The organism is Pseudomonas sp. MH10 (assembly GCF_034353045.1).
GTDB lineage: Bacteria > Pseudomonadota > Gammaproteobacteria > Pseudomonadales > Pseudomonadaceae > Aquipseudomonas.
In genome coordinates, this window is the sequence record NZ_CP133783.1 from 297,359 (window position 1) to 309,960 (window position 12,602).

Below are 12,602 nucleotides of genomic sequence, written 5' to 3' on the forward strand. Positions count from 1 at the left end.
GATGGTTATTTCTGGGAAAGAACTATGACGGTCTGGATAGTGCTGTCAATACTTGCGCTGATTTTGAGCCCTTTAGCTTGGTTGCGACCTTCACGCCGGCAAAGTGGAAGAATGGCCTTGCGCATGGAGGCGCGTCGTATCGGTTTGGGGATGCAGCTCGCGCCTCAAGATTGGCCGCATTGGCTGCCTACTGAACCGCCCAGCCCTTGTGCGCAATATCACCTACCGCGCAGCCGCAAAGAGCCGGCGTGCTGGGTTTACTGGCAAGCCGAGCCGGGCGTCTGGCTAAATCAATGGCGCGAACCCTGTGACAACGCATCATTGATGGCGCAGTTTTGTCTGCTGCCCTCCGACGTTTTCAAGGTCGAAGCGGGCCAACAGCTCATTTCCCTGTATTGGGCTGAGCGCGGCGAGCCCGAAATATTGCAGCGAATTTCTGCGGCGCTCAGAGCGTTGGCTTAACGCCACGAATACGCTTTCAGCGAAAGGCAGGCAATAAAAAGCCCGACAACAACATCGGGCCAGGGTTGGCCAGGCAGGCCGGATAATCTGCAGCGACCCCTTGCGCAACGCGGGGGCGGACTTGTCGTCACGAACCTGAAGCCCGTTTTCATAGGGCTGATTCGTCAGTGCGCTGAATGTAGACCTTCCTGCGGGGTTTGTCGCGATAGTGCCTCTTTTTTATCCGTGCCCGGTTGAATTGCCCCGATTGGGTGCGGCAGTCGCGTGAGTCTGCGAATTATTATTCCAGCGAATATTCCTACATCCGTTCCGTATCAAACCTGCGGCTGATGTGGCGTTGGTTACTGGCGTGTCGATATTTCGCTGCATTCACCGGCATTTTGCGGAATTGACAATTGCCAGGATTTCCGTGATGGTGTCCACACCCAAATCAAACGGGCGTATGAAATGAGCGTTTGCATCGAGAAAGCTCTTACAGAATCCCGAGTATCGCGTCGGCGGGTGTGCCTAGGCGGTTGGTAGTAGCAACGGCGTAAGCCGTGTTTACGTCAGCCTCTAGCGTCCAGCGCGTATTGTTCAGCTTCCATATCGTGGAGATCAGTTGATGATTTACGAAGGTAAAGCCATCACGGTTAAGGCCCTTGAAAGTGGCATCGTCGAACTGAAGTTCGATCTCAAGGGTGAGTCCGTCAACAAGTTCAACCGTCTAACCCTAAACGAACTGCGTCAGGCCGTAGATAGCATCAAGGCTGATGGTTCGATCAAAGGTGTGATCGTCAGCAGTGGCAAAGACGTTTTCATCGTCGGCGCCGACATCACCGAGTTCGTCGAGAACTTCAAGTTGCCGGATGCTGAGCTGGTGGCTGGCAACCTCGAAGCCAACAAGATCTTCAGCGATTTCGAAGACCTCGGTGTTCCAACCGTCGTAGCCATCAATGGAATCGCGCTAGGCGGCGGTTTTGAAATGTGCTTGGCGGCTGACTTCCGTGTCATGTCGAGCAGCGCCAAAGTCGGTTTGCCTGAAGTCAAACTGGGCTTGTACCCCGGTTTCGGCGGCACCGTTCGTTTGCCGCGCCTTATTGGCGCCGATAACGCCATCGAGTGGATCGCTTCAGGCAAGGAAAACCGTGCTGAAGACGCGCTGAAAGTCGGCGCGGTCGATGCGGTTGTTGCGCCAGAGAAGTTGGCCGAAGCTGCGCTGGATTTGATCAAACGCGCTATTTCCGGCGAGTTCGATCACAAGGCCAGGCGTCAGCCTAAGCTGGACAAGCTCAAGCTCAACGCTATTGAACAGATGATGGCGTTCGAAACGGCTAAGGGTTTCGTTGCGGGGCAGGCTGGCCCGAACTACCCAGCACCGGTTGAGGCGATCAAGTCTATCCAGAAAGCCGCCAACTTTGGCCGTGACAAGGCGCTGGAAATCGAAGCCGCCGGCTTCGTCAAAATGGCCAAGACCTCGGCTGCGCAGAGCTTGATCGGCCTGTTCCTGAACGATCAGGAACTGAAGAAAAAAGCCAAGATCTACGATGAGGTCGCAAAAGACGTGAAACAGGCCGCCGTACTCGGCGCCGGGATCATGGGCGGCGGCATTGCCTATCAGTCGGCCGTCAAAGGCACGCCGATCCTGATGAAGGATATTCGCGAAGACGCCATTCAATTGGGTCTGAACGAAGCGTCCAAGCTGTTGGGCAATCGTGTCGACAAAGGTCGTTTGACCTCGGCGAAGATGGCCGTCGCGCTAAACGCGATTCGTCCTACGCTTTCCTACGGCGATTTCGGCACCGTCGACTTCGTGGTTGAAGCCGTGGTCGAGAACCCAAAGATCAAGCAAGCGGTACTGGCCGAAGTAGAAGGTCAAGTTAAAGACGATACGATTCTGGCGTCGAATACTTCGACCATCTCTATCAGTCTGTTGGCCAAAGCCCTAAAGCGTCCGGAAAACTTCGTCGGCATGCACTTCTTCAACCCAGTGCACATGATGCCGCTGGTGGAAGTCATTCGTGGCGAGAAGTCCAGCGAAGTAGCAGTAGCAACCGCTGTGGCCTACGCCAAGAAAATCGGTAAAAACCCGATCGTGGTCAATGACTGCCCAGGCTTCCTGGTCAACCGTGTGCTGTTCCCGTACTTCGGCGGTTTCGCCAAACTGGTCAGCGCCGGCGTGGATTTCGTCCGTATCGACAAGGTGATGGAAAAATTCGGCTGGCCAATGGGCCCGGCGTACCTGATGGACGTGGTCGGTATCGACACCGGTCACCACGGTCGCGACGTGATGGCTGAAGGTTTCCCTGATCGCATGAAGGACGACCGTCGTTCGGCGGTAGACGTGCTTTACGAAGCCAATCGTCTGGGCCAGAAAAACGGCAAGGGTTTCTACGCGTACGAAATGGACAAGAAAGGCAAGCCGAAGAAAGTCACGGATGCCGCTGTGCTTGAAGTCCTTAAGCCGATTGTCTACGAACAACGCGAAGTGTCCGACGACGACATTATCAACTGGTTGATGATTCCGCTGTGCTTGGAAACGGTTCGTTGCCTGGAAGACGGCATCGTTGACACTGCTGCCGAAGCCGATATGGGCTTGATCTACGGCATCGGTTTCCCTCCTTTCCGTGGCGGTGCGCTGCGATACATCGACTCCGTTGGTGTGGCCGAATTCGTTGCCCTGGCTGACAAATATGCTGATCTGGGCGCCTTGTACCACCCGACCGCGAAGCTGCGTGAGATGGCCGAAAATGGCCAAAGCTTCTTCGGTTAAGCGCCCAACGACAGAGAGGAATTTATGAGCTTGAATTCGAGAGACGTCGTGATTGTTGACTTCGGTCGCACCCCGATGGGCCGCTCCAAGGGTGGCATGCACCGTAATACCCGCGCTGAAGATATGTCCGCGCACCTGATCAGCAAATTGCTGGAGCGCAACGTCAAGGTTGACCCTGCGGAAGTTGAAGACGTGATCTGGGGTTGTGTAAACCAGACCCTGGAACAGGGCTGGAACATCGCCCGCATGACGTCACTGCTGACTCAGATTCCGCACACCGCCGCTGCGCAGACGGTCAGCCGCCTGTGTGGTTCGTCCATGAGTGCGCTGCACACTGCCGCGCAAGCGATCATGACCGGTAACGGCGATGTGTTCGTGGTCGGCGGTGTCGAACACATGGGCCACGTCAGCATGATGCACGGTGTAGATCCGAACCCGCACATGTCGCTGTACGCTGCCAAGGCGTCGGGGATGATGGGGCTGACTGCAGAGATGCTCGGTAAAATGCACGGCATCACCCGCGAAGCCCAGGATGCTTTTGGTCTGCGTTCGCATCAGTTGGCCTACAAGGCAACGATCGAAGGTAAGTTCAAAGACGAAATTATCCCGATGCACGGGTATGACGAGAATGGCTTCCTGAAAATGTTCGACTACGACGAAACCATTCGTCCGGATACAACATTGGAAAGCCTGGCCGCCTTGAAACCGGCCTTCAACCCTAAAGGCGGTACGGTAACGGCGGGCACCTCCTCGCAAATCACCGACGGTGCATCGTGCATGATTGTCATGTCGGCACAGCGTGCTCACGACCTCGGTATTCAGCCGATGGCGGTGATTCGCTCGATGGCGGTGGCCGGTGTGGACCCTGCAATCATGGGCTATGGTCCGGTGCCAGCGACCCAAAAAGCCTTGAAGCGTGCAGGCCTTAATATTACTGATATCGACTTCTTCGAGCTTAACGAAGCTTTCGCCGCACAGGCCCTGCCAGTGCTGAAAGATTTGAAAGTGCTCGACAAGATGAACGAGAAGGTTAACCTGCACGGCGGCGCTATCGCTCTTGGCCATCCATTTGGGTGTTCTGGTGCTCGTATCTCCGGTACGTTACTGAACGTCATGAAACAGAATGGCGGGAACCTTGGCGTTGCGACCATGTGCATTGGCCTCGGTCAGGGCATTGCCACCGTCTTCGAACGCGTTTAACGGTTCCTCAGATGGGAAGCCGGGGCCAAGTGCCCCGGCTTTTGTTTTTCTAAAAAGTTGGTTTTTTGCAAAAAGTTGCATTTTAAAATAATTTATTTTCGAGTTTCATTTTCGAGGGCCGCAGTATGCAGTTACAGCCTGGACTCTATCGCCATTACAAGGGCCCTGAGTACCGCGTATTCAGCATCGCCCGAAACTCCGAAACCGAAGAAGAAGTGGTGTTCTATCAAGCGCTCTATGGCGATTACGGCCTTTGGGTACGTCCCTTGAGCATGTTCCTGGAGTCCGTCGAAGTTGACGGCGAACAGGTGCCACGCTTTGCTTTGGTTCAAGCCGAACCGAGCCTGTTTTCAAGGCCTTGAGTAGAGATCGCGCAATAGCCTGTGCTTGACCTCGCCTTATTGCCACTATATATAGCGGTGCCTCAACAGGGCACCAAGCGCCTTTCATTTCTAAATTCAGGAATTTTCTGATCCATGGGCAAATCGCTGGTCATCGTGGAATCCCCGGCTAAGGCCAAGACCATCAACAAGTACTTGGGTAACCAGTACGTGGTGAAGTCGAGTATCGGCCATATCCGAGACTTGCCCACCAGCGGTTCGGCTAGCGCCAGCAAAGAGCCTGCTGCCAAGCGCGGCAAGGCTGCTGTGGGCGAGGGGCCTGTCCTGACACCTAAAGAAAAGGCCAAGCGCCAGCTTGTGTCGCGGATGGGTGTCGATCCTGATCACGGCTGGAAAGCCAAGTACGAGATCCTTCCTGGTAAAGAGAAAGTGATCGAAGAGCTGCGCCGGCTTGCCAAAGATGCTGACATCATCTATCTCGCAACCGACTTGGATCGCGAGGGGGAAGCCATTGCCTGGCACCTGCGCGAAGCCATCGGTGGTGATGACAGCCGCTACAAGCGTGTGGTGTTCAACGAGATCACCAAGAAAGCAATCCAGGAAGCCTTCTCTAAACCGGGCGAATTGGATATTGATCGGGTCAATGCGCAACAAGCACGTCGATTCCTCGACCGCGTCGTGGGTTACATGGTCTCGCCGCTGCTCTGGCAGAAAGTTGCCCGTGGCCTGTCGGCAGGTCGCGTTCAATCGGTTGCGGTGAAGCTGGTGGTGGAACGCGAACGGGAAATCCGCGCGTTCAACCCCGAAGAATATTGGGAAATCCACGCAGACCTCGGCACCGCCAAGGGCGCAAACGTGCGTTTCGAAGTCGCTCGTGAAAACGGCGAAGCGTTCAAACCGCTGAACGAAACCACCGCCATGGCCGCGCTGGAGAAGCTCAAGGCTTCCAGCTACAGCATCGTCAAGCGCGAAGATAAGCCGACCAGCAGCAAACCGTCGGCGCCGTTCATCACGTCCACATTGCAACAGGCCGCCAGCAACCGCCTGGGCTATGGCGTGAAGAAAACCATGATGATGGCCCAGCGCTTGTACGAAGCGGGTTACATCACCTACATGCGTACCGACTCGACTAATCTGTCGGTCGATGCCGTGACCATGGCTCGCGCTTACATCGAAACCGAGTTCGGCAAGAAATACCTGCCGGAGGCGCCAAACGTCTACAGCAGCAAAGAAGGCGCACAAGAGGCTCACGAAGCGATTCGTCCTTCAGACGTCAACACCCACCCTAGCAAGCTGACGGGGATGGAGCGTGACGCTGAGCGCCTCTATGAGCTTATCTGGCGCCAATTCGTTGCCTGCCAGATGCCTCCGGCGCAATACCTGTCGACTACCGTCAGTGTCGCCGCTGGGACCTTCGAGTTGCGGGCCAAGGGCCGCATCCTCAAGTTCGACGGTTACACCCGCGTTCTGCCGCAGATGGCCAAGCCGGGCGACGACGATGTGTTGCCCGACATGGGGCAGGGCGACAACCTCAAGCTCAACAAGATTGACCCGACCCAGCACTTCACCAAGCCGCCTGCGCGTTACTCCGAAGCGAGTTTGGTCAAAGAAATGGAAAAACGCGGAATTGGCCGTCCATCGACCTACGCCGCGATCATTTCAACTATTCAGGATCGAGGCTACGTGGCGCTGCATAACCGCCGCTTCTATTCCGAAAAAATGGGCGACATCGTTACCGGGCGCCTGTCTGAAAGCTTTTCCAATCTCATGGACTACGGTTTTACCGCCGGCATGGAAGAGAACCTCGATGACGTCGCTCAAGGTCAGCGCGACTGGAAAAACGTCCTCGACGAGTTCTACGGTGACTTCAAGAAAAAACTTGAAGTGGCCGAGGCTGCCGACAGCGGCATGCGCGCCAACCAACCGGTGATGACCGATATCGCCTGTAAGGTGTGCGGTCGCCCGATGCAAATCCGTACCGCCTCCACCGGCGTGTTCCTCGGTTGTTCCGGTTACAGCCTGCCGCCGAAAGAGCGCTGCAAGGCAACGGTCAATCTGACGCCAGGCGATGAAATCGCCGAGGACGATGAAGGCGAGTCTGAATCCCGTGTATTGCGTGGCAAGCACCGTTGCCACATCTGCAGCACGGCGATGGACGCTTACCTGCTGGACGAGAAACACAAGCTGCACATTTGCGGAAATAACCCTGATTGCGTGGGTTATGAAGTTGAAGAGGGCACCTACCGGATCAAGGGCTATGAAGGCCCGAGCCTGGAATGTGACAAGTGCGGCAGCGAGATGCAGCTCAAGACCGGTCGTTTCGGCAAGTTCTTCGGCTGCACCAACCCCGAGTGCAAAAACACCCGCAAACTGCTGAAAAGCGGTGAAGCGGCCGGGCCGAAAATGGACCCGGTGAAGATGCCTGAGCTAAAGTGCGAGAAGGTCACCGACACCTATATCTTGCGTGACGGTGCTTCAGGTTTGTTCCTGGCCGCCAGTCAGTTCCCGAAAAATCGCGAGACCCGTGCGCCACTGGTGATCGAGATTGTTCCTCACCGGGACGAAATCGACCCCAAGTATCACTTCCTCTGCGACGCGCCGAAGAAGGATCCGGACGGGCACCCAGCGGTGATACGTTACAGCCGCAAAACCAAAGAGCAATATGTGCAGACTGAAGTGGAAGGCAAGCCGACAGGCTGGCGTGCGTTCTACGACGGTAAGGCCTGGAAGGTCGAAGACAAACGTTGATGATGTGCGCCTGACCGCTGGGTCGGGTGCTTTCAGTTGTCGGATGCTGGCTCGCCCGGTACGCATAATGCGTATTGCGCGAGCCAGATTTGCTTTGAGTCCAGCTGTTCTAAAATTGTTTTTGATGGCTAAAACTGTTTGTTATGGAGAGTCGCGCCATGGCCCATGAGCTTTATACCCGCACCAACCAGAAAATCTATTTCGCTGGGCTCGCCCTGGAAGCGCTTGGCAAAGCTGAAGACAGCCGCGCCATGAATGCACAGGCGCTGATCCAGTCCGAGCGCGAATGTGCGTTGTTTCATTTGTATGGCGCCTTGCTGGGCCTTTGCCATGAAATCGCCGGTTTCTATCGTTTGCCTCAGGCCAATGCACCCCGGGCAGAAATGTTGCTGACGCAGGAGGTGTTGAGCGCCGTTGCGATTCCTGAAATGGCAGAACTGATCGAACTGGCTCAGCATTCGCAAACCTGGCTGGCTCAGTTGTTGGCGGCGTATAACGCGCTGTTCCAGCCGCCTCGGGCACCGAAGAAGCCAAAGGGTGACGTGACTCAGCCGTCTATCATTGCCATCAGCCTAGGTGACGAGCCTGCTCCTGCCTTGACTCGCACGGAAATGGAAGACTGGCGTCAGCAGCTCAAGGGTCTGACGGTTCGTTTTCGCGAAGGGCTCAGTGAATGCTGAGTGATCGATGGGCTAGGGCTTGAGTCGAGTGGCTGATACAATGCCGCCCTTTCGTGGGGAGCAGTCGTTATGCCAACGTCTTTTTTAGAAATTGTCGAGTTGCCTGACGGTCGCATTGAGTTGCGCCGCGCCGAGGACGAAGGGTCTTTGGTTACGTTGGATTTTTCTGCAGATGCAAAAGCGTTCTTGCAGGGACAGCACGTAGAAATTGCTAAAGCGATGCTGAGTGTTGGCGTGCAGATGGCCGGGCGTCTCGCGGAAGGTGACCTCGATAAACACAATGGCCCGCGGATTCTCCACTGATCGCGGGTAGTTGCGGGCTGATAATCAGCCCAGTCGAATATTCAAACTTTGCGCATCGCCGATCCTGGCCGCACTGATCAGTTGTTGGCGTCCCACGCCATTGATCGGATTGATCCAGCTAACCACTGTGTGGCTGCGGCCCAAGCGCAGGGCTTCACACGTCAACTGCAGTGCGCTTTGAATGCCACGCGGTTGAAGCAGTAGAATCCGCTCTCGGTTGAGCCCCGCGTCACGCAGCCAGGCCTGAGTCAGGCTAGACGGGGGTGCAATCAGCGTTAGCCATCGCGCATCCTGATCCTGACTCAATTCCCGCAGAATGGGCGCCAAAAGGTTGAGGCAGTTCCCGGCCGCGCCGCGCAACGACAGTTCACTAAAAGCTTCTGGCGCTGTATTCCAGGGCGTTTCGACCACATCTGTAAGCAGCGGGGCGATGGGCTGTGCCATAAATGCCTCGAACAGTGGTAATTGAGCATGCTGTGGGGCTTGGTGGAACTGCATAACGTCTCCTTTAGCGGCGAATGACGCCGACGCTCAAACCTTCGATCACCAACTCCTGATCTTTAAGGTTCACTTCGATAGGGGCGAAATCAGGGTTTTCGGCAATCAGCCAGACCTTGCTGCCTTCTCGCTTGAAACGTTTTACCGTTACTTCGTCGCCTATCCGAGCGACCACGATCTGCCCGTTACGCGCTTCGCGGCAGGTGTGCACGGCAATCAGATCACCGTCGAAAATGCCGACGTCTTTCATGCTCATGCCGTGGACGCGTAACAGATAGTCGGCAGCGGGGTGGAAAAAGGCCGGGTTGATGTTGCAGGACTCTTCAATATGTTGCTGCGCAAGGATCGGGGCACCAGCAGCGACGCGACCGATAATGGGCAGGCTGCTTTCTTCTGATTTGGCTTCAAAGCCCGGAATTCGAATGCCTCGGGAAGCACCAGGGGTCATCTCGATGGCGCCCTTGCGGGCTAGCGCCTTGAGGTGTTCTTCCGCTGCGTTGGGCGATTTAAAGCCGAGTTCCTGAGCGATTTCCGCACGGGTCGGTGGATAGCCGTGGTCTTCAAGGCAGCGTTTGATGAAACCCAGAATTTCGGCTTGGCGTGGCGTCAGTTTCAGCATGTTGATCGCTCTGGCTTTTTATACAGTGACTGGGATTATATACAGTGATTGCGTCTTGGCAATCGTCCTTTTTATCCTGACCGCTGGACGGTCTCTACCAAGTAACCAAAGACTCGCTGCGGTCACCGGTTCCGCTAAGCCCTTAGGCCCCGGTTCGTATGCTGTCTAAGCAATGTTGTATGGTTGAATACAAGCGTGACTGCCCAGCCAGAAAATGAACGGACAGGGTTGACAAACAGCCCGCTTGAAACGTATGTTTCAAACAAGTGTTTGTCAGGCGAAGATCATGGCCCAGTCGGAAACAGTAGAACGCATCCTTGATGCTGCTGAGCAGTTGTTTGCGGAGAAAGGCTTTGCCGAAACTTCGCTGCGGTTGATTACCAGCAAAGCATCCGTCAATTTGGCGGCCGTGAATTATCACTTCGGTTCGAAGAAGGCCTTGATTCAAGCGGTGTTCTCGCGCTTTCTCGGGCCTTTCTGCGTCAGCCTGGACCGTGAGCTGGAGCGCCGTCAGACCAAGCCCGAACACAAACCTACGCTGGAAGAGCTGCTGGAAATCCTTGTCGAGCAAGCCTTGGCAGTCCAGCCTCGCAGCAACAACGATCTTTCTATATTCATGCGTTTGCTCGGTCTCGCGTTCAGCCAGAGCCAAGGCCACTTGCGGCGTTACCTTGAAGACATGTACGGCAAAGTCTTCCGGCGCTACATGCTGTTGGTCAACGAAGCCGCACCGCGCATTCCCCCGATCGAGCTGTTCTGGCGTGTGCATTTTATGCTCGGGGCGGCAGCCTTCAGCATGTCCGGGATCAAAGCTTTGCGCGCCATTGCCGAAACGGATTTCGGCGTGAACACCTCTATCGAACAGGTGATGCGACTGATGGTGCCGTTCCTGGCAGCTGGCATGCGCGCCGAAACCGGTGTCACCGACGATGCGATGGTTTCAGCACAGCTCAAGCCTCGCAGCAAAAGCCCGGTAGCCGCCAAGGTTTAGCGGGTGACGGGTGGGCGTGACGGCCTTCATCCGCTAAGCTAGCCGCTTATGCGTACCCCTCGGTTTATCCATGTCTCCCTCGCCCACTCGTTTGTCCTCAACGAGTTGCGCGTCTGGCTGTCTCCACTGTGCTTGATGCCGCGCCCTTGCAGGGCTTGGCAGTGTTGAGTTAAGGAATTTTCATGATGAGTTCAGGCCTGCAAGGCTCGTTGATGGTCGATGTCGCCGGTACGTGGCTGACCGCTGAAGATCGTCAGCTACTGCGTCAGCCCGAAGTGGGTGGTTTGATCATTTTTGCCCGCAACATCGAGCATCCTCGTCAAGTTCGGGAGCTGAGCGCGGCGATCCGAGCCGTTCGACCGGACGTGCTGATCGCGGTGGATCAAGAAGGCGGGCGCGTGCAGCGTTTGCGTCAGGGCTTTGTCCGCTTGCCAGCGATGCGGGCGATTGCCGACAACCCGAATGCAGAAGCACTGGCCGAGCATTGCGGATGGTTGATGGCGACTGAAGTCCTGGCGGTGGGGCTGGACCTGAGTTTTGCGCCGGTTCTGGACTTGGATTATCAGCGCAGTGCGGTCGTGGGCAGCCGCTCGTTCGACGGTGATCCCGAGCGCGTAGCCTTGCTGGCGGGGGCGTTTATTCGAGGGATGAACGCCGCTGGCATGGCCGCCACCGGTAAACACTTCCCTGGCCACGGTTGGGCTGAGGCCGATTCCCATGTCGCGATACCGACCGACGAACGCAGCCTGGATGAGATTCGGGCCAACGACCTGGTGCCGTTTGCCAGGCTGAGCAAGCAACTGGCGGCAGTGATGCCCGCTCATGTGATTTACCCACAGGTTGATTCACAGCCCGCGGGCTTTTCCCGCCTTTGGCTGCAAGATATCTTGCGTGGCGAATTGAAGTTCGATGGCGTGATCTTCAGTGATGACCTGTCCATGGCCGGCGCCCATGTAGTTGGGGACGCGGCGAGTCGTATCGAAGCGGCGCTTTCGGCAGGGTGTGACATGGGTTTGGTGTGTAACGATCGTGTGGCGGCTGAACTGGCCCTCAGCGCGGTGCAGCGGATGAAGGTCACGCCATCGCTGCGAATCGCGCGGATGCGCGGGCAGGCCTATGCCACCACTGAATACCGTCAGCACCCGCGCTGGCTGGCAGCGCTTGAAGCATTGCGCGCTGCCCAACTGATCGATTAAAGGACTTTTCCCATGACTGTTTACGCGATTATCGGCGGTACCGGCCTGACCCAGCTGGAAGGACTTAACATCCGTCAGTCTTTGCCCATGAACACGCCTTACGGCCTGCCTTCTGGCGAGATTCAGGTTGGTGACTACGCCGGGCGCGAAGTATTGTTTCTCGCGCGCCACGGGCATCCCCATCGCTTCCCCCCGCATCAAGTGAACTACCGCGCCAATCTCTGGGCCTTGAAACAGGCCGGAGCGCAGGCGATTTTGGCGGTCAATGCGGTCGGCGGAATTCACCCGGCGATGGGCACCGGTCACTTTTGCGTACCCCACCAGTTGATTGATTACACCAGCGGCCGTGAACACACGTACTTCGCCGATGACTTGGAGCACGTGACCCACATCGATTTCAGCTACCCCTACAGCGAAGAGCTGCGCGCCCGGCTGATCGCTGCGCTGGCTGCTGAAGGCTGTGATTACAGCGATCAAGGCGTGTATGCCTGCACCCAGGGCCCGCGCTTGGAAACCGTGGCGGAGATTGTTCGTCTGGAGCGCGACGGGTGCGATATCGTCGGCATGACCGGTATGCCCGAGGCTGCATTGGCTCGTGAGATCGACCTGGCTTACGCGTGTTTGGCGTTGGTGGTTAACCCTGCTGCGGGAAAATCTTCGGCGGTGATTACCATGGCGGAAATCGAACAGGCATTACACGACGGAATGGGCAAGGTTAAAGCGACATTGGCCCGAGTGTTGGCGGCTGATTGAGTACCGCAACACTCTGTAGCCAACTTGTTGGCGAGGCGGTCTAGTGCAGTTCGCTTTAA

At 56.4% G+C, this 12,602-nt stretch carries 12 protein-coding genes; 10 read left to right on the forward strand and 2 right to left on the reverse strand.

Annotated elements, in window-relative coordinates; genetic code table 11:
* Positions 1 to 24: 24 nt before the first annotated feature.
* The 7 genes from RHM59_RS01345 (at position 25) to RHM59_RS01375 (ending at position 8,486) form a co-directional block, all read left to right on the forward strand.
* Entirely contained in the window at positions 25 to 462 is a 438-nt protein-coding gene (locus tag RHM59_RS01345) for a hypothetical protein (RefSeq protein WP_322168648.1), read from the forward strand.
* Between the two features lie 604 nt (positions 463 to 1,066).
* The gene (gene fadB / locus RHM59_RS01350) at positions 1,067 to 3,214 is read left to right on the forward strand and encodes a fatty acid oxidation complex subunit alpha FadB (protein WP_322168651.1); all 2,148 of its coding nucleotides are present in this window, start codon (positions 1,067 to 1,069) and stop codon (positions 3,212 to 3,214) included.
* Between the two features lie 24 nt (positions 3,215 to 3,238).
* Positions 3,239 to 4,414, forward strand: a complete 1,176-nt coding sequence (gene fadA, locus RHM59_RS01355) for an acetyl-CoA C-acyltransferase FadA (RefSeq protein ID WP_322285774.1) — start codon at positions 3,239 to 3,241, stop codon at positions 4,412 to 4,414.
* A 125-nt stretch (positions 4,415 to 4,539) separates the two neighbouring features.
* Entirely contained in the window at positions 4,540 to 4,776 is a 237-nt protein-coding gene (locus tag RHM59_RS01360; protein WP_322168656.1) for a DUF1653 domain-containing protein, read from the forward strand.
* A gap of 114 nt (positions 4,777 to 4,890) precedes the next feature.
* A complete protein-coding gene (gene topA, locus RHM59_RS01365; protein ID WP_322168660.1) occupies positions 4,891 to 7,503 on the forward strand; it encodes a type I DNA topoisomerase in 2,613 nt (870 codons plus the stop codon).
* A gap of 158 nt (positions 7,504 to 7,661) precedes the next feature.
* Positions 7,662 to 8,183 (forward strand): DUF6586 family protein, encoded by a 522-nt coding sequence (locus RHM59_RS01370; RefSeq protein ID WP_322168663.1) that lies wholly within the window; start codon positions 7,662 to 7,664, stop codon positions 8,181 to 8,183.
* 69 nt (positions 8,184 to 8,252) lie between these two features.
* Positions 8,253 to 8,486: a hypothetical protein gene (locus tag RHM59_RS01375; RefSeq protein ID WP_322168666.1), complete on the forward strand. Its 234-nt coding sequence runs from the start codon at positions 8,253 to 8,255 to the stop codon at positions 8,484 to 8,486.
* A gap of 24 nt (positions 8,487 to 8,510) precedes the next feature.
* On the opposite strand, the gene sulA is transcribed toward RHM59_RS01375, so the two are convergent.
* Together sulA and lexA are read right to left on the reverse strand one after the other, a co-directional pair.
* Positions 8,511 to 8,984 (reverse strand): SOS-induced cell division inhibitor SulA, encoded by a 474-nt coding sequence (gene sulA, locus RHM59_RS01380; protein WP_322168669.1) that lies wholly within the window; start codon positions 8,982 to 8,984, stop codon positions 8,511 to 8,513.
* Positions 8,985 to 8,994: 10 nt separating this feature from the next.
* The gene (gene lexA, locus RHM59_RS01385; RefSeq protein ID WP_322168672.1) at positions 8,995 to 9,603 is read right to left on the reverse strand and encodes a transcriptional repressor LexA; all 609 of its coding nucleotides are present in this window, start codon (positions 9,601 to 9,603) and stop codon (positions 8,995 to 8,997) included.
* A gap of 286 nt (positions 9,604 to 9,889) precedes the next feature.
* Between lexA and RHM59_RS01390 the strand changes: the two genes are divergently transcribed.
* From RHM59_RS01390 to RHM59_RS01400, 3 genes are all read left to right on the forward strand, one after another.
* A complete protein-coding gene (locus RHM59_RS01390; RefSeq protein ID WP_322168675.1) occupies positions 9,890 to 10,594 on the forward strand; it encodes a TetR/AcrR family transcriptional regulator in 705 nt (234 codons plus the stop codon).
* Between the two features lie 197 nt (positions 10,595 to 10,791).
* Positions 10,792 to 11,790 carry a beta-N-acetylhexosaminidase gene (gene nagZ / locus RHM59_RS01395; protein ID WP_322170838.1) on the forward strand — a complete coding sequence of 333 codons (999 nt, stop codon included), beginning with the start codon at positions 10,792 to 10,794 and terminating at the stop codon, positions 11,788 to 11,790.
* 12 nt (positions 11,791 to 11,802) lie between these two features.
* Positions 11,803 to 12,543, forward strand: a complete 741-nt coding sequence (locus RHM59_RS01400; protein WP_322168678.1) for an S-methyl-5'-thioinosine phosphorylase — start codon at positions 11,803 to 11,805, stop codon at positions 12,541 to 12,543.
* Positions 12,544 to 12,602 lie beyond the last annotated feature (59 nt).